Consider the following 18,298-nt stretch of genomic DNA (forward strand, 5'->3'; position numbering starts at 1 on the left):
TGACTTAGGCTGACCAAGTTAAATTCAGCGAAACTAAAAAGGACTCATCATGAGTCCTTTTTTATCGACGTTCGTTAATAGCAACGTCCGTTTATAGCAACTTTCACTAATAACAACCTCCTTTAATAACAACAAGAAACGCATGGTCTTTAACGATGAGATTATCATTACCATGAAGCAAGTCGCAAAGGCGAGATTATCAAGTGTCAAAACTGTCTAATATTCGAGCTTAGGGGTAATCTAATTAAACGGGTCTTTTTTCGCTTACCCTCTTGCTGCAGGTGACACATAATGAATAAAACAGAAACACCAAACACCGACGACATTACATGTCCTTTATGCCAACACGACGAATATCTGCTCTCAGAAAGTGGAGAAAAGTTTACTTGTGCATCTTGCGGTTTTCACACTAAACAATTTAGTAAGGTAGTCAGCCTTCAGCTAGGCTCTACCCCACCAAAGCTGCAGGGTTCGGTATTCCACCACTTGAGCAGTGTTTGCCATTAATCCAAACCGAAATCTCTTCCAAACTGTAGATATCCTGAGCCGCTACCTCTGATGAGTCGGCTTCGGGATCTACGATTGATTCATTAATACTTGGGCGCAATCGGAATGATTGAATACCCGCACGAACACCCGCTTCAATTCCTTTCAAAGTATCGTCCACATAGATACACTCATTGGGTAAAAAGCCCATATTCATGGCTGTATACATAATCAGGTCAGGTTCTGGCTTCCAGCTGTTGGCATCAAAAGCTGAAAACACTTTACCTTTAAAGTCATCAAGCATTCCTGTCATGGCCAATGAAGATTCAACCCGAGACTTAGGCGCATTAGAAGCGATACAAAATTCGATGTCCTGTCGCTTTAGAAATTCAATGAGCTCGATAGCACCATCCATCGGCTTTAAATGACGTTGGAACAAGGCTTCTAATTCAATACGATATAACGGCTCAAGCGTATCAATCGAGATAGATAGCCCTAAACGTTCCTGTGTATCCATTAAGATGTCGGCTAGCTTTCCACCTTGAAAGTGCGCATAGCAGTCATTAACGTTTAGCTCCGCCCCAAAGCCGGTGAATACATTCACTAGGGCTTGGCAACAAAGCTTTTCGCTATCGATGAGTGTTCCATCACAATCGAAAATTACACATTTAGTCTGTTCTAACCGCATAGCTCTCTCACTCGCATTGAATTCAAGTTTTATCCTATAGTGTTCTTTCAATGCGTGGGATGATTAAGATAACAGTTTACGGACGCAGGCTTATTTCTCTTCGCGAAATATGGGCTTGATCACCTTATCGCTCGACATAAGCAACAGCTTTCATCAAATTAACCCAGAATCTGCCAAACCAAATACTGCAAGGTTTACATAAACGACTTAATCTCAGTGGAAAATATAAATTGCCACGTCCTAGTCGGATTATGGCGAATTGATAAAGAAACCAAGACTTATAGACTATTCAGATAGAGCGAGAGTTAGCTAACAACCGACTCTTCTAATACCTTAACTTCAATCGAAGGTACAGACGCATATTCTACAGTTCCAGTATCGGGATACGAATCTCGGATGGCGACAAACTCGGGCAAGTGTTTCAGTAGCAGTTTGGTTAGTTTAGGGTCAAATTGATAGCCACACTCTCTATCGAACAAATCGACGACCATCTCTAATGGCCATGGTTCTTTGTAGCAGCGGGCACTAAGCAATGCGTCAAATACATCGGCTACCGCAGTAATGCGAGCAAACAAATGAATTTGTTCACCTACCTTACCATTAGGGTATCCAGTGCCATCCCAACGCTCATGATGTTCGTTAGCAATGATTGCTGCGAGGTTGGTAATATCACCCGCTCCGCTCTTCAGTAAATTGTAGCCCGCAGTGGTGTGAAGTTTCATTACATCCCACTCTTGGTCTGTCAATTTACCTGGTTTATCCAAGATAGATTCCGGAACCGAAATCTTACCTACATCATGCATCGGGCTTATGATCTCAATCATCTCGACCTCGCGATGGCTCAAGCCACGATACTTGGCAAGCAATGCGGATAACTTGGCTACACGCTTAACGTGATTACCCGTCTCGCCAGAGCGAGTTTCAATGGCTTCACCCAGCACATGAATCATGTCTTTTTGAACATTCAAAGTTTGTTTCTGTAGTGCAAGGATTCGCTTGTTCTTTTTTGCCAACTCTTTCTTTTGGCGCAGGGTAATAAATTGCATCACGATAATCACGCTCAGCCCTGTAATGACCATGATTAAGCCCAACAACAATTGAAAGTTCTTTTGTAAAAAGGAGGAAGGCTCGTTAACAATCACAGATCCTGTCGGCAGTACATTATCACCAATACCAAACTTTTTAAGCGCCGGATAATTGAAAACAAAACGCTTGTTGTCACCGGGAACTAAAGGTGTAGAAAAATTAAGAGGCACATACTTATCCAATGCACTAACGGCCTCTTCGCCCATACTTCGCGAGTGGTTTACATAACCTCCGAGTACATCACCGACTATATTAAACTGCCATAACGCAAACACTGGTGCGGCGCTCGATGCAGATAAGGTTTCCGCGACCTCTTGATAGGTATGATATACACCTTGATCTAACTCAGTATTGTAGTGGCTCAGTAAGACCGCATCGTCAACAGAGACCCCTTTCAAGAACTCACTTGTTTGCTTGAGCGACAAATCGCGTATTTCTACCAAATTAATCGATGGAAAGCTTGCCATAATATGGCTTATATCTTTACGGATTAGCTCAGAAGTGACACTGTAATCATTGATGAAATAGAGGTTCTTTAGATTAGGTCTTAGTTTAGAGATCAGCTTAATATTGACGTCTATCTGATCGTTTTCATAAAGCACAGTCGCTCTATCAGACACCGCATACATATCGGTGCTTATATCATTGATACCCGCCGCAACAATAGGTGTCGCACGGTCAATCAACGCACTCAGTGATTCAAGGAAATTAGCCGCGTTATCGTCAGTCGCAATAACACCATCAAATTTATAACCTGCGTATTTGGCTTGTAAGTAATCGGTGAGAGAGTGGTAGTACTCAGAGCTATGGACGCGCTTTGTATCCAAATACTCGATTGAGAGTTTAACTTCGGTTTGAGATTGGCTGAACGCACTGTCTATCCCTTTCTGAAAGTCAGCAGTCCATTGGTAAGAAGGTTCGTATGAGTGTAAAACTAGGATGCGTTTGATATCCCAGTCGGTAGCAAAACTGACTGTAGAAAAAGCGCTAACACACAATACAGCGATTGATATCAATAGCTTGTACATACAAAACCCTTTATAAAAGATGGGGTATTGTACTTAGATTAACGCTTTCTCAAAGAATCTTTAGTTCTCGACCCACACTTTATCGTGAGAAGCATGATCTTGTGCCCAAAAATCATGTAACTGCTTGGCAAAGCCGTTGATATCTTGACCGTTTTCAATAATCACGTCGGAGATCAACAGAGAGTCTTCCACTTCTGTGACAATAGCACTCGCCACAACATCACCACTTTGAGTACCAATGTATAAAACATGCTCATCAGACAACATAATCTGACTCAAGAACTCGAGCATATGTGCCCTTTCGGTTTCATCGTGATAAACACTGGCTTGGTTAAGTGAAAAAAGTACCGTCAGTTTATGGAAATCGACTTTATGAAGTTCATCAATTTGGGAAGGAATTTGATCTTGAGCGAGGAGTTGGTAATTCTTGGATGGGAGTCTGCTTTGATAAAGTTCTCGACCTAGCAAGCTCTCCTTTGCGGGATAAGCAATGTCGAGTTGGCTAAACAGCCATTGGTTTTTCTTATGCGCGCTTTCAGGTATTTCGTTATTCATTCTTTTAGTACCTAAGATTAGTAACCCCAAATATCACAGTTATTTGGAAGACATATGGTCGGCGTAGGTGCCGAGCTACATGCAGAAAGGATACAGAGCATAACTAACACCAACAAGTACTTTAAATGCTTCATATTTTTCATTCTCTCATAACATCCTTTAAGAACTCGGTGAAAAGCTCTACACTCGTATTCAAGCTTTCAATATCCTTATAGTAAACAGAACTATATAAATAAAAAGGACTTCTTATGAAAAAAGCCTTAATAGCAGCAGGTATCATCACAATGTTAGCAGGCTGTTCGGACAACGAGGTTGGCGACGTCTCTTTGGGATTCTTCACAATGAAGGATATCAAAATGTCATCTTTAGATGATGATAAGATCGAAGGTGTGACTTGTCACATTGCATCAATCGAAGCAAATCTTAGCCTTTCTGATCCAAGCGATAGCTCTATATCTTGTCGTCAAACGGGCGAAATCACTCCAGAAATGATTGCTAAAATAGACAAAAGTAAATCAGGTGAAGTGGTATTCAAGCAGTCGAAAAGTATCTTTTTTAAAACGATGAAGGTTCGTCGTATCTACGATGCTGAGAATCAATCGCTGCTTTACTTGTCTTACACAACCAAAGAAACAGAAGGCAGTTTCAAACATAGCCTTTCAACCGTTCCGCTATGGGGTACAAAGGCTTACGTAGATCCGGCAACACTCGTTCCAGTCGAATAGTCTCACACGAATGGTCTGAAGCAAGAGTAAGCTGAATCACCTGTACAGACATTGCGCAGGTGATTCAAAATGTAATAAAAATGAAAGAAACAGAAACAAAATGTGATATCATGCGGCAAAATTTTTTCACTGTATTTGTCATATGAAATTTCCTGGACAGCGTAAATCTAAGCACTACTTTCCAACTCACGCCCGTGATCCGTTGGTCAACCAAATTCAACAAACACCTAAGCTTCACCGCGCAACAATTGTCGGTGTGGGTCAAACTATTGTTGATATCGAGGCCCGTGTTGACAACGCGTTCCTAGAAAAATACGAGCTGAGTAAAGGTCACTCACTAGTATTGGAAGAAAGTAAAGCAGATGCGCTGTATGAAGAATTAGTTCAACGCGGTTTGATCACGCATCAATACCCTGGCGATACTATCGGCAATACATTGCACAACTATTCCGTACTTGCAGACAGTAAATCTGTCCTGCTTGGCGTAATGTCTAAGAAGATTGAAGTTGGCTCATTTGGTTACCGCTACCTTTGCCGCACTTCTTCTCGTATGAACTTAAACCACCTACAAACCGTTGATGGTCCAATTGGTCGTTGTTATACGCTCATTACCGAAGATGGCGAACGTACGTTTGCGATCAACGAAGGACACATGAACCAACTACTCCCTGAAAGTATTCCTGAACAGATTTTTGAAAAAGCGTCTGCATTGGTTGTGTCTTCATACTTAATGCGCGGTAAGCCTGAAGATCCGATGCCAAAAGCGGTACAAAAAGCGATTGAATACGCGAAAGCGCACAATGTGCCTGTTGTACTGACGCTTGGTACGAAGTACGTGATCGAAGGTAACGCTGAATGGTGGCAAGAATACCTGAAAGAGAACGTAACCATCGTCGCAATGAACGAAGATGAAGGTGAAGCATTAACGGGTGAAAAAGATCCTTTGCTAGCGGCGAACAAAGCGCTTGAGTGGGTTGACCTAGTTCTCTGCACTGCGGGTCCTGTCGGCTTATACATGGCAGGCTACACTGACGAGCCAGCGAAACGCGAAACCACACTACCGTTATTACCGGGTAACATTCCTGAATTTAACAAATACGAATTCAGCCGTGCGATGCGTAAGCAAGACTGTAAAGACCCAGTAAAAGTGTACTCTCACATCGGCCCTTACTTAGGTGGCCCACTTGAGATTAAAAACACAAACGGTGCTGGTGATGGCGCGCTTTCGGCACTTCTACATGACATGGCAGCGAACAGTTACCATCACGTGAACGTACCGAATTCAGAGAAACACGAGCACGCGTGCTTGACTTACTCTTCACTGTCTCAAATTTGTAAGTACGCAAACCGCGTAAGCTATGAGGTGCTAACTCAGCACTCTCCTCGCCTTTCTCGTGCGCTACCTGAACGCGAAGATAGCTTAGAAGAAACATACTGGGATCGATAATCAACCATGCCAGGTTGTTAACTCATCAAAGTTGATGACCAGCTAGATTTTCCATTCCTAAAGGGCTGCTATATGCAGCCCTTTTTGTATTCAGCACTAATATAACTGCAGCTGAAGGTAGTCACATCGAATATTTTGCTCGTTTAACATTTGATCTCGCGCAATGACTCTTTAGATCTGTTATCTTCCAGCACATAATTCGTGTGGTTTGCCTTTACTTGGCAAATTTATACAGTACTATCGCCACGCAAACGTTTACGTACAACCTTTCGGTTCTGATATAAGGATCAAATATGCTGTCTGATATTGATATTTGTCGCTCTACTCCCCTTAAAAACATCAGTGAAGTTGCCAAACAAGCTGGCCTGCAACACAACGAACATCAGCCATTAGGGCAATACAAATCTAAAGTGTCTCTGACATCACTTGAACGCCTCGCCAACCAACAAGATGGTAAATTGGTCGTGGTGACCGCTATCACACCAACGCCTCTTGGCGAAGGCAAAACCGTCACTACTATTGGATTAGCACAAGGCCTCGCAAAGATTAACCAATCTGCGATGGCCTGCATTCGCCAGCCTTCAATGGGCCCAGTTTTTGGTGTTAAAGGTGGCGCAGCCGGTGGTGGTTACTCTCAAGTCGCCCCTATGGAACAATTAAACTTGCACCTCACCGGTGATATTCATGCTGTAACAGCCGCTCACAACCTTGCCTCTGCCGCTATCGACGCTCGTTTGTATCACGAGCAGCGTGAAGGATTAGAAGCCTTTGAAACGCGCTCTGGCTTAAAATCATTAGACATCGATCCAAGCAGAATCGTGTGGCGCCGTGTACTCGACCACAATGACCGCGCATTGCGCATGATCACAGTAGGCAAAAACGAAGCAGACAAAACAATTAATGGCCTTGAACGCGAAGATGGTTTTGATATCTCAGCCGCTTCAGAGCTGATGGCTATTCTCGCGCTGGCCGATGATCTACAAGACCTACGCAAGCGTATCGGCCGTGTCGTACTCGCATACAACAATCAAGGTTCGCCATTAACCGCAGAAGACTTCAACGTTGCAGGCGCGATGACAGTAACGATGAAGGACTCTATTGAACCTACATTGATGCAAACCCTTGAAGGCGTTCCTACCCTAATACACGCGGGGCCTTTCGCTAACATTGCACATGGTAACTCTTCAATTATTGCCGATAAGATTGCTCTCAAACTGAGTGATTTTGTTGTGACTGAAGGCGGCTTCGGCTCTGACATGGGGTTTGAGAAAGCTTGTAACATAAAGGTGAAAGCATCGAACAAAAAACCCGATTGCGCAGTCGTTGTAGCTACATTACGCGGATTAAAGGCGAACTCTGGATTATACGATTTAAGACCAGGCACTCCGTTACCGGATTCGATTTTTAATGATGACCAAGACGCCCTAGCCGCGGGCTTCGAAAACCTTAAATGGCATATCAACAATGTTAAGCAATACCAAGTGCCAACGGTAGTAGCAATTAACCAATTCCCACAAGATTCTGCTCAAGAGATCGATGCTTTGAAACAAATGATCACCGACTTTGACCCAAGTGTCAGCGTTGAAGTAAGTGAAGCCTTTGGTCAAGGTGGTGAAGGTACAACTCAGTTGGCTCACGCCGTGGTAAAAGCATGCAAAACAGAGAGTAAATTTAAGCCTTTGTACTACTCTGAGCAAAGCTTAGAAGAGAAACTGATGGCAGTCGCTGAAGTCGGATACGGCGCAGCAAGTATTTCGCTATCACCACTGGCAAGAAAGCAACTGACTGAGTTCAACCAACACGGCTATAGCGACCTATCGGTTTGTTTGGCAAAAACGCCATTATCGATTTCAACAGAAGCTCAAATAAAGGGTGCACCCACTCAGTTTGACGTACCCGTTAGAGAGTTAAAACTATGTGCTGGTGCAGGCTTCATCTACGCTTTGTGCGGCAACGTAATGACCATGCCAGGTTTACCTGATAAACCGGCTTTCATGTCATTAGATATTGATAGCAATGGAAATATTATCGGCCTAAGCTAGCTGCTCATAGCTAGATAAACGGCAATTAATCGCGATTAATTGGGCTCAAGTTTCAGATCGTCGTTCTATATCGAGCAATCATTTTTTAACGAAGTGATTGCTCAACAATCAAGCTTAATTGCAAAAAGTTGCACTAAAACCATAATTATATGCAAAGCTTGTTTTAAGTTCTGGGTCAAGATCACATTAAAAACCCCATAAAATATATAGTATTGCGCTGATTCTTTGAGGACAGTGATGAATACGAGTATAAAAAAACTAGTCAGCCAATTTCTATGTACCATTTTTGCCCTAGGACTAGTCCCTGCCCTCTATATTAACTCTGAATTTGATCGGATAGACGCTCAGCACACGCTAAATATTAAGCAATCAAGTCAAAACCAAATTGAATACAGCTTCCACGAACTGGCCGTTATTGTTGACCAAATATCTAATTCTGTTCCTTCCATCGCAGACTCTCAAACGTTGCTTCGCGCAATTGAAGAACCATCAATTGTTCATAAACAAGCTCTGCAAGATTTGTGGGTGATGTTAGCTCGCGGACAACAATACTATTCTCAACTTCGCTACCTCGACCTAGAAGGTAACGAGGTTTACCGTATCAATTACAACAACAATAAAGCGACAATAGTTCCTGAGAATAAACTGCAGAACAAATCAGCTCGTAGCTACTTTAAAGATCTCCATCGACTGAAGATTGGAGACGTAAGCTCCAACGGTATCGATTTAGAGATTGAAAATGGTGAGGTTGTCCATCCTTTGATGCCAGCCCTAAGGATAATGACACCCGTCGCATCAGAAGATCGTATTATTGGTTACTTTATCGCTAACCTGAATATGCTCGAGGTCTACGACCGTCTTCTTTATCAAATCGGTACGTCATCCGCCGTCCCTGTTATTCTTAACAGGACCGGACATGTCATCATGGGCCCGGATATCGAAGAATCGTTTGGCCATCTTATTGAATCTCGTTCAGATAAAACCTACGCGAAGCTTTACCCTGAACTTTGGAAAGCCATTCAAGAAAATACCTCTTCTAGCTACTTTGATGGTAAAAACTGGTATTTCCACTCAGATATCAGCCCTAAAATAAAGCAATTTGAAGGACCAATTTATTTGGTTCTTCATGTTGAAAACCAACTGTTCAGCAGCCAGTACCTACAAGAAAAACAAGCCATATTCGTGCAGGTCATCACCTTATCTTTCCTAATTTCTATGATCTCTGCTGGTTTTGTTTTGTGGAACAGTAACCATAAAAAGAACAGCATAGATAGCCAACTGGCCAAAGCAGCAATGAACGGTATGTCTGCACTGGTCATTACCGACAGAAATAACCGAATCATTAAAGTTAACCAAGAATTTACTCGAGTCAGTGGCTACGAACTGGAAGAAGTAAAAGGTCGCCAACCATCGATGTTTGCCTCTGGGCGCTATAATCAGGAGTTCTACATCAAGATGTGGAGCGTAATCCAGAAGAAAGGCATGTGGGAGGGAGAAGTGATAAATCGTCGCAAAGACGGTTCATTGATTACCGAAATACTACGAATCCAAACCATCAAAGATTCGAAAGATGTGATTCAGTTTTACGTCGCTTCTTTTGTCGATATTAGTAAACACAAAGAACTCGAGAAAAAGCTCAGAAATCTAAGTGAAAAGGACGCATTAGCTGGTTGCTGGAATCGAAGAAAATTTGACCTTGAACTTCGCGACGAATGTTCTCGTGTTAATCGTTACCCTACTCGCGAGCAATCTTGCTTAGCTATCTTGGATATTGACTACTTCAAACGCATTAACGACAGATTTGGGCACGACTACGGTGATCGAGTCATTCAAACAGTCGCTCAAGTACTTCAGCGTGAATGCCGTGAAACAGATTTTGTTGCTCGCATTGGTGGCGAAGAGTTTGGTGTTATTCTTCCTCACACCACAACGGAAGGAGCTGAATACGTTCTCAACAGGCTGAGAATTGCAGTCAGCCTTGAACTCGATAACGTAGTCACTGTGAGTGGCGGCATTACTAACATCACCAATGATCCAGCACTGAACTACAAGTGCGCTGATTTAGCGTTATACGAAGCTAAAGCAGCAGGTAGAAACAATGTATGCTTATTCCTAGACAAAGAAATAAGTGAAATAGCCTAACAAAAGATAGTACAAGCACTCTTGTTAGGCTCTCGATCAACTTGGGGCCGGGTAAAACTCTAACTTGTTCCCTTCTACCACCAGAATGCAATCCATCTTCGCAGCATGAGCGGCTTGTTTACCTAAGTTCGTATCTTCAAACACAACACACTGCTTTGGCTGTAATCCCATACCAAAACACGCATCTAAGAAGGTATCTGGATTGGGTTTGTGATTCTTAACATCTGTTGCTGTCACTAGGATATCGAGCTTGCTCAAGATATCTGTTTTGTCCAACAACTGTTCGGCACTTTTACGTTGGCTGCCCGTTCCAACCGCAATCTTTTTGCTGCCTAAATGCTCTAACAACAGAGAATGCGTACAAGGGATAATATCCCCTTTATCTTCAATAGCCGCAAACGACGCCATCTTAAACGTAGAAACCGCTTGTGGGTCGAGCGATAAACCGTACTTACTGTTCACTTCACTGGCGATCTTATAACTCGGCATGCCACCTAAGCTATGCAGCCAAGACGCTTCAAAATGAAAACCGAATTCTTCAGCCGTTTGCTGCCACGCCTTTACATGTGCTGGCATCGTATCGATCAACGTACCATCCATATCAAAGATTAATCCATCATATGCCGTTAAATCTATTTTCATCACTACTACCACTGTTTGAGAAAGTTACTGATACCATAACCAATATTCAGTATCATGACCCCATATTACCGTTCAAAATGGATGTTTATGTTACAAATATCTAACTCTGTTTCAATTCAAGACTGGGAAATCCAGTTAACTGCGATCAGAGCACAAGGAGCTGGCGGTCAAAACGTCAATAAAGTATCGAGCGCGATACACTTACGTTTTGATATTAATCACTCCACACTACCTGATTTCTATAAAGAAAGACTGTTAGCGCACAAAGATAGCCGCATCACGAAAGATGGAGTAATTATCATTAAAGCGCAGCAGTATAGAACTCAAGAACAAAACCGTGACGATGCTTTGGTGCGTTTGAAAGAACTGATCTTGGAAGCAACAAAAGTTCAAAAAGTAAGACGAGCAACTAAACCGACGCGTGGCTCTCAGAAAAGACGTTTAGAAGGAAAGAAACAAAGAAGCTCCACCAAGCAACTGCGTGGAAGAGTAGAATAATTTTTGATTTCATCAGTGAACACGTCACCCATCAAACAGCCGTTCTAACTCTATTTGCTTGAACAAAAACGATACCCAACGCTATTTATTCGCAGGGCATTTGTTCGAAGTATTGATTCGAAGCCTATTAGTTCGAACGCTAGGCATGCGCAATCTAGGTATTAGAAAGCTAGGTATTCCAAAATAACCTAATGGAACAAAACTCTACTGCTGTTTTTTGACCGACAAAATCAGCTTGATTAACAACATGCGCTCTTCGCTGGTCAGTAAACGACTGACCGCCGCTACATCTTCCGCTGTCGCTTGTGATGCGCCAACAACATCCAGTACTACATCCAAATCGGTAACTTTCAACGTCCTAGTGAGCGAACGATACTGAGACATTTTGATATCAGCTTCACCACGCTCGATTCGTTGGTAGGTTTTTAAGCTCATTCCCGCACTTGAGGCTAATTTTTCCTGGGACAAATTGGCGAGCTTCCTGCGATCAATCAGCGCCATGATTATGGGTTCTTGTGACATAAGCTTATCCTCAATAGACAGTTATGACCTAATTTCAGCAAGAAGCAGACCATATTGACTCGCAACGGTTTACATACGCCATTAAAGGCATATTATTCGATTATTAAAAAACGTTACGTTTCATAAACTTTGACACTTAGATCGGTCGTGAGCGTACAGGCTACTAAACTTGAATATTCAAGTGTTGGGAAATAAGAAAAATTGCAAATTGCGAATAATGAAGACGTCAAATTGGAAATTGCGAATCGTTATACATTGGCATTTCCTTGCATAAAGCACGCTTTAGAATCAGACAATACCCGCAGTCAAATTATCGCGGTACAGCATAGGCTACTCACCTACAAAGAAGTGTTGTTACACGGGAACATGTTGGAAGACAAGGAATTAAGACAGGCTTTTTCGGCGTTGAACCAAGATGAAAAAGATGTCGCGCAAGGCGGTATTAAAAGCATCAACGATGCAATAAAAGAGATGGACGAGATTCTAGAAAGGTACAGCCGTAAAGCAGTTGTAGAACTAAGCAACTAAGCAACTAAGCAACTAAGCAACTAAGCGAGTAAATAACTAAACAGCTAAACCTGCAGACATAAAAAAGTCGACGCTATCGTTAGATAAAGCGTCGACTTGTTCAGAACATTGAAGCTTTAACGTAACACAGCTTTTCTAAGACCCGCGAACAACATCAGCATCCCTAGCAAACCAAATGAAACACTACCACCACTGCTACCAGAGCCAGATGAAGAACTTCTACCAGCAACAGCAACTCGTTTTGCTTCTGTCGCGGTAAATTGGACAGTTTCAGCGCTATCGATTACTCCATTAGTCACATCAGTTATCCAATCTTTATAGTCATATATCTCTGTAAATACCGATGTAACACCGATGCCAGCACCACAAGTGGTCGGTCCAAAACTCGTTATACCGACCTGTTCATATGTAGAGCCATTTTTCCAAAATACCGGACCACCGGAATCGCCTTGGCATGTACCACCGTATAGGCCATTATCAGGTCCATTACCATTGAAACAAATTTGTTTATCAGTGACTAACGGACCGAAGACAGCTTTACAATTAAGAGTATCAACATATGTCAGGTCTACTTTTTGCAACAAAGTAGTGCTGTCCTCTCCTGATTTTGTATTACCGTGTCCTACTGCAACAAAACTGTTATTAATATCGCGATATGTTTCGAAATCAGGAATTTGAGTTTCTGAGGATGAAGTCAAACCAAGAGATGATTCTAACTTCAAAATAGCGATATCGTTCGGCAAAAGATTGGCTTCGAGGTCTGAATAGTCACTACGATAATAAACGTCAGATACTCGAACTTTCTGGACACCGCCACTTGGGAATAAAGAGGTATCTTGTAATTGCGGAACAACTACAGTGAAAAGTTGAGCATTCTCGTCATCATAAATACAGTGAGCAGCCGTTAATACATGATAGTTATCTAAAATTGTTGCTCCACAGTAAGGGCCTGTAGAGTAAACACCGTCATAATCAATACGATCAATGAACAAGCTCGCCATCGAAGGAAACTCAGTGACCGAAGCATTGCTACCATTCACGATATAAGGTGTGACACCCACATCAGGAGCACTCTCGGCCGTGTTTTCCGTCGCCAATACACTAGATGTATAAATCAACGGTGCTAATAGCACTAAAACGGCTTTACGAACCGGACTCACTGTATAGTTCACATTCATAGTTAACTCCTTGTAACCACTACGACTTATTTATAAAAATGATATGTGGCCACCATAACACGGCATAACCCTGAGTATAGTAAGTATTTGTAACGATATGGCCACATCTCTCATTTTATAAACGAAATTTCAGACGACGTGCCTTTAGCCAATACTCAAAGTTATGTACGTTACCAAATACAAAAAAGCCTACTGTCAAACATCTTATTATAAAGAGGTAAACAATAGGCTTTCATTTAGCTTAATGGTTTCTCTTAAAAGAGATTAGCCACGGTAGTAACGTTGAGGCACGAAAGGCATTTTTTCTACTGTCATTGGTAGTTTCTTGCCACGAACGTCAGCGAAGACTTCAGTGCCAATTACTGCTAGGTCTGTACGAACGTACGCCATAGAAACAGGCTTGCCAGCGTTAGGGCCCGCTGTACCACTTGTTACAACGCCAATCTTGTTGTCTTCAGCATCGAACAACTCAGCGCCTTCACGTACTGGAGCCTTAGTTTGACCCACTAGACCAACACGCTTACGTTGAACATCTTTCGTTGCGATTTGCTCGAGGATGATATCAGCGCCAGGGAAACCGCCTGCACGTTCACCGTCAGTACGACGAACTTTTTGAATACCCCATAGAAGGCTAGCTTCTACTGGAGTAGTTGTTGTATCTAGGTCATGACCGTATAGACATAGACCACACTCAAGACGAAGTGAGTCACGAGCGCCAAGGCCGATCCACTCTACTTCAGCTTCTGCAGTTAGCTTACGCGCTAGCGCTTCTGCGTGATCGTTCGGTACTGAAATCTCATAGCCATCTTCACCCGTGTAACCACTGCGGCTTACGATGCATTCAACGCCATCGATATCGACTTTTTGAACATCCATGAACAGCATGTCAGCAACGCTTGGTTGGAAACGAGCAAGAACTTCAGACGCTTTAGGGCCTTGAAGTGCTAATAGAGCACGATCATCAATCACTTCCATTTCTACGTCAGCAGGAAGGTGCGCAGTTAGATGGTCGATATCTTGTGTCTTACATGCTGCGTTCACAACAACAAATAGGTGATCGCCTAGGTTAGCAACCATCAGATCATCCATAATGCCGCCCTGTTCATTAGTAAAGAACGCATAGCGCTGCTTACCAGAAGGAAGGTCAATAATATCTACAGGAACCAAAGATTCTAAGACAGCAGCTGCGTTTACGCCATGAAGACGAAGTTGCCCCATGTGAGAAACATCAAAAAGACCGGCGGCATCACGAGTGTGTAAGTGCTCTTTCTTTACACCTAGTGGATACTGAACTGGCATATCGTAGCCAGCGAAAGGAACCATTTTTGCACCCTCTTCAACATGAAGTGCATGCAGTGGTGTTGTTAGTAGGTCTTGATTAGCGTGTTCTTGAGTCATTTTCTTCTCCATGAAGCGTTGCAGGCTGTCCAAAGTCAAGTCTGCCGCTTATATCTCTATTTAGAGTCGCCTCTAACGATAAGTCTCATCATTAGTCACCTCAGCGTATTCGCGTTAGTCACCTTGACGTCTTAACCTTAGAAACAGTAGATAGTAAAAAGTGATGTCTTTTATATAGGCTTATATCGTTAGCTTGATAAATCAGGTTAGCTGTACAAAAGCTCTACAAGTCACTTTCTAAGAATTCACTTCAGTAAACTTCAATCAACATGAGTAAACCGTGTTCACTATAATAAACAAGCCTGAGTCAGTTTTACACCCTTAACAATAGTAAAACAGCTCAAAATGTGACATTTAACAATTTAAAAACAATTTTTCGATGCATACAAAAACGCGATATTGATGATTATCAAATCAATATCGCGTCTGTTGGCTAACGTAAGAAACAATAGCAAACGGTTGCATTCACTATAAGAAATTCCAACTTTGTTAATTTATTTTGCTGTCACCCACAAAATGAGCGCGTCTTCTGCGCTGGTCGAGATAAGCATGTGACCCATATTGGCATCGTAATACATGCTATCACCTTCACTCATTGGCACAGGTTCGTAGAATTCTGAGTAGAACATCACATCACCAGAGATGATCATCAAAAACTCTTCACCGTCGTGACGTACCCAATCGTTATACTCTTCAAAAGTACGCGCTCTCACGCGACTCTTAAAGGGCATCATCTTCTTATTAGACAGCTCTGTTGCAAGCAGTTCATGCTCGTACGTTGGGGTTGGGTGAGGTTTACCTTGACCGGCCTTAGTTAAGTCACGACGCCCTGTTGCGACCTTTTTCCTTGGTGGCTCAAACAGTTGGGGCATATTTATTTGTAAGCCCATCGCTAGCTTTTGCATCGCTTGGAAGGTTGGAGAGATTTGCTCGTTCTCAATTTTGCTGAGCGTAGAGCGAGCTAAACCAGTACGTTGGCTCGCTTCTTCTAACGTAATCCCAAGCTTGCCGCGGATATCTTTAATGCGCTGGCCAAGCCTAAGTGGTTCGATATTCTGGTCTAACGTTTCCTTCGCCAACGTTAAAGATGGGTACTCATCATAAATGTCTTCTGACATAGGTCCCTCATTAAATTCTTGCTTCCTGTCTATTAATTTCATTGTTGCATGAAGCGCTTTGTTGATTAAAGAGCACACAGAGAAATAAAGCGTGCTCCCCGTAGCAAAACAAGAAAAGTTGTTTCCTATTGGAAATTTTTGTTGAAAATTGATTTTATCGGAGCTATGTTATCGACTTGTTAGATGAAGAGATGCTACTTCAGCTTGCAGCAAATGATAGATTTAACATTTGTAAGAGCTGTTTTTTACCCGAACTTTTTGGGAAACAATTCGTGCTGCATTGACCCTACAACGATCGCTTAGACGCTGTAAGAGTATATTTATAACGCAATTCACGTTTATCTATACCTATATAGCGCAAACGATACCGATGCAGAAATCAACGTAAGACCTAATGGACTATAAAAATAATCACCATTAGCTTAATGAAAGGTCTCGACAATGAACGCTTACCAAAACCATAGCTTAGACAGTTTTTTCACTACGAACCTATCTGGTACTGACGACGCAGTATTTGCTGGCATCCAAGCAGAGAACACTCGTCAAAATGAACAAATCGAACTTATTGCTTCTGAGAACATCGTTTCTAAAGCAGTAATGCAAGCTCAAGGCACTTGCCTAACAAACAAATACGCAGAAGGCTACCCAGGCCGCCGTTACTACGGTGGTTGTGAACATGTAGATACAGTTGAAGCGATTGCGATTGAACGTGCGAAGCAACTATTCAAATGCGAATACGTAAACGTACAGCCTCACTCAGGCGCTCAAGCAAACGGTGCAGTTAAACTTGCTCTGCTTCAACCTGGCGACACTATTTTGGGTATGTCTCTTGACGCTGGTGGTCACCTTACACACGGTGCACGCCCTGCAATGTCTGGTAAATGGTTCAATGCCGTTCAATATGGCGTAGACCGCGATACTCTAGAAATCGATTACGAAGCAGTTCGTACTTTAGCTATCGAAAGCCAACCTAAAATGATTATTGCTGGTGGTAGTGCTATCCCACGCGTTATTGATTTCGCTAAGTTCCGTGAAATCGCTGACGAAGTTGGCGCTATCCTAATGGTCGATATGGCACACATCGCGGGTCTTATCGCGACAGGTGCTCACCCGAGCCCACTACCACACGCACACGTTGTAACCACAACAACGCACAAAACACTTCGCGGCCCACGCGGCGGCATGATTCTGACTAACCACGAAGACATCAACAAAAAGATTAACTCTGCAGTGTTCCCAGGCCTACAAGGCGGCCCACTAATGCACGTTATCGCAGCGAAAGCAGTCGCGTTTGGCGAAGCTCTTGGCCCAGAATTTAATACTTATATTGATTCAGTGATCGATAACGCAAAAGTTCTCGCTGAAGTGTTGCAAACTCGCGGTTGTGACATTGTGACAGGCGGAACAGACACACACCTAATGCTGGTTGACCTTCGCCCTAAAGGCTTGAAAGGTAACGTAACAGAAGAAGCGTTAGAGCGTGCTGGGATCACATGTAACAAAAATGGCATACCATTCGATACAGAGAAGCCTATGATTACTTCTGGTATCCGTTTAGGCACGCCAGCTGGAACCACTCGTGGTTTTGGCACTGAAGAATTCAAACTTATCGGTGAATGGATCGGCGATGTACTTGATGGCTTAGTTGAAAGCCCTGAAGGCAATGCCGAAGTTGAGCAACGTGTTCGCAAGCAAGTTAAAGAGCTTTGCAAGCGCTTCCCTCTTTACCGTTAAACCGTTTTTAAGATTTAAATTAAAACCTCATAAATTTTTGGAGAATAAGCAATGGACAATACACTAAAGTTTGCAGACAGCCACGAGTGGGTAAAAGACAACGGTGACGGTACTGTAACTATCGGTATTTCTGAGCACGCTCAAGAGCTACTAGGTGACGTTGTGTTTGTTGACCTGCCTGACACTGGAGACGAAATTGAAGCTGGCGAAAGCTTCTCTCTCGTTGAGTCAGTGAAAGCAGCTTCTGATATCTACGCACCAATCTCTGGCGAAATCGTAGAAATCAACGAAGAATTAGAAGATAGCCCAGAGTTAATTAACGAAGAATCTTATGAAGGTGGTTGGATTGTTAAAGTGAAGATGTCTGATGCGTCTGAACTAAACAACCTTAAAGATGCGGAAGAATACCTAAGCTCTGTAGAAGAAGACTAATAGGTAACCTCATTACGATAAAGCTGCTCTTGTGAGCAGCTTAATTTTA

The 18,298-nt window shown here is 42.7% G+C and carries 16 protein-coding genes; 8 read left to right on the forward strand and 8 right to left on the reverse strand.

Features of this window, described 5'->3' with window-relative positions; all coding sequences use genetic code 11:
• Positions 1-448: 448 nt before the first annotated feature.
• The 3 genes from AC3CH4_RS23125 to AC3CH4_RS23135 all read right to left on the reverse strand — a co-directional run bounded on the left by AC3CH4_RS23125 (position 449) and on the right by AC3CH4_RS23135 (position 3,843).
• Positions 449-1,174 carry an HAD-IA family hydrolase gene (locus tag AC3CH4_RS23125; protein ID WP_029224226.1) on the reverse strand — a complete coding sequence of 242 codons (726 nt, stop codon included), beginning with the start codon at positions 1,172-1,174 and terminating at the stop codon, positions 449-451.
• A 305-nt stretch (positions 1,175-1,479) separates the two neighbouring features.
• Entirely contained in the window at positions 1,480-3,288 is a 1,809-nt protein-coding gene (locus tag AC3CH4_RS23130; RefSeq protein WP_488543908.1) for an HD domain-containing phosphohydrolase, read from the reverse strand.
• Between the two features lie 60 nt (positions 3,289-3,348).
• Entirely contained in the window at positions 3,349-3,843 is a 495-nt protein-coding gene (locus AC3CH4_RS23135) for a hypothetical protein (RefSeq protein WP_372290093.1), read from the reverse strand.
• A 248-nt stretch (positions 3,844-4,091) separates the two neighbouring features.
• On the opposite strand from AC3CH4_RS23135, the gene AC3CH4_RS23140 reads away from it, so the two are divergent.
• From AC3CH4_RS23140 to AC3CH4_RS23155, 4 genes are all read left to right on the forward strand, one after another.
• Positions 4,092-4,568, forward strand: coding sequence for a CreA family protein (locus AC3CH4_RS23140; protein ID WP_017088239.1), 477 nt, complete (start codon positions 4,092-4,094; stop codon positions 4,566-4,568).
• 142 nt (positions 4,569-4,710) lie between these two features.
• Positions 4,711-6,015 carry an inosine/guanosine kinase gene (locus AC3CH4_RS23145; RefSeq protein ID WP_054546914.1) on the forward strand — a complete coding sequence of 435 codons (1,305 nt, stop codon included), beginning with the start codon at positions 4,711-4,713 and terminating at the stop codon, positions 6,013-6,015.
• Between the two features lie 293 nt (positions 6,016-6,308).
• On the forward strand, positions 6,309-8,057 hold the full coding sequence (locus AC3CH4_RS23150; RefSeq protein WP_488543909.1) for a formate--tetrahydrofolate ligase: 1,749 nt from the start codon (positions 6,309-6,311) through the stop codon (positions 8,055-8,057).
• 237 nt (positions 8,058-8,294) lie between these two features.
• Positions 8,295-10,199 (forward strand): sensor domain-containing diguanylate cyclase, encoded by a 1,905-nt coding sequence (locus AC3CH4_RS23155; protein ID WP_488543910.1) that lies wholly within the window; start codon positions 8,295-8,297, stop codon positions 10,197-10,199.
• A 36-nt stretch (positions 10,200-10,235) separates the two neighbouring features.
• On the opposite strand, the gene AC3CH4_RS23160 is transcribed toward AC3CH4_RS23155, so the two are convergent.
• Positions 10,236-10,841, reverse strand: coding sequence for a beta-phosphoglucomutase family hydrolase (locus AC3CH4_RS23160; RefSeq protein ID WP_065206072.1), 606 nt, complete (start codon positions 10,839-10,841; stop codon positions 10,236-10,238).
• A gap of 87 nt (positions 10,842-10,928) precedes the next feature.
• On the opposite strand from AC3CH4_RS23160, the gene arfB reads away from it, so the two are divergent.
• The gene (gene arfB / locus AC3CH4_RS23165; RefSeq protein ID WP_171328535.1) at positions 10,929-11,339 is read left to right on the forward strand and encodes an alternative ribosome rescue aminoacyl-tRNA hydrolase ArfB; all 411 of its coding nucleotides are present in this window, start codon (positions 10,929-10,931) and stop codon (positions 11,337-11,339) included.
• Between the two features lie 204 nt (positions 11,340-11,543).
• Here the strand turns inward: arfB and AC3CH4_RS23170 are convergent, their stop codons facing one another.
• Positions 11,544-11,861 (reverse strand): helix-turn-helix transcriptional regulator, encoded by a 318-nt coding sequence (locus AC3CH4_RS23170; RefSeq protein WP_004730913.1) that lies wholly within the window; start codon positions 11,859-11,861, stop codon positions 11,544-11,546.
• A 201-nt stretch (positions 11,862-12,062) separates the two neighbouring features.
• Here AC3CH4_RS23170 and AC3CH4_RS23175 point away from each other — a divergent pair, with 201 nt between their 5' ends.
• Complete coding sequence (locus AC3CH4_RS23175; protein WP_171310550.1) at positions 12,063-12,389, forward strand: hypothetical protein; 327 nt, start codon at positions 12,063-12,065, stop codon at positions 12,387-12,389.
• A 116-nt stretch (positions 12,390-12,505) separates the two neighbouring features.
• On the opposite strand, the gene AC3CH4_RS23180 is transcribed toward AC3CH4_RS23175, so the two are convergent.
• The 3 genes from AC3CH4_RS23180 to AC3CH4_RS23190 all read right to left on the reverse strand — a co-directional run bounded on the left by AC3CH4_RS23180 (position 12,506) and on the right by AC3CH4_RS23190 (position 16,083).
• Positions 12,506-13,567: a S1 family peptidase gene (locus AC3CH4_RS23180; protein WP_488543911.1), complete on the reverse strand. Its 1,062-nt coding sequence runs from the start codon at positions 13,565-13,567 to the stop codon at positions 12,506-12,508.
• 264 nt (positions 13,568-13,831) lie between these two features.
• Positions 13,832-14,965, reverse strand: coding sequence for a glycine cleavage system aminomethyltransferase GcvT (gcvT, locus tag AC3CH4_RS23185; RefSeq protein WP_488543912.1), 1,134 nt, complete (start codon positions 14,963-14,965; stop codon positions 13,832-13,834).
• 494 nt (positions 14,966-15,459) lie between these two features.
• The gene (locus AC3CH4_RS23190) at positions 15,460-16,083 is read right to left on the reverse strand and encodes a helix-turn-helix domain-containing protein (protein ID WP_017082298.1); all 624 of its coding nucleotides are present in this window, start codon (positions 16,081-16,083) and stop codon (positions 15,460-15,462) included.
• A 441-nt stretch (positions 16,084-16,524) separates the two neighbouring features.
• On the opposite strand from AC3CH4_RS23190, the gene AC3CH4_RS23195 reads away from it, so the two are divergent.
• Together AC3CH4_RS23195 and gcvH are read left to right on the forward strand one after the other, a co-directional pair.
• On the forward strand, positions 16,525-17,817 hold the full coding sequence (locus AC3CH4_RS23195) for a serine hydroxymethyltransferase (protein WP_017079171.1): 1,293 nt from the start codon (positions 16,525-16,527) through the stop codon (positions 17,815-17,817).
• A gap of 51 nt (positions 17,818-17,868) precedes the next feature.
• Positions 17,869-18,249 (forward strand): glycine cleavage system protein GcvH, encoded by a 381-nt coding sequence (gcvH, locus tag AC3CH4_RS23200; RefSeq protein WP_017074376.1) that lies wholly within the window; start codon positions 17,869-17,871, stop codon positions 18,247-18,249.
• The last annotated feature ends 49 nt before the right edge of the window (positions 18,250-18,298 follow it).

Source organism: Vibrio sp. QJM3NY_26, from assembly GCF_057786005.1.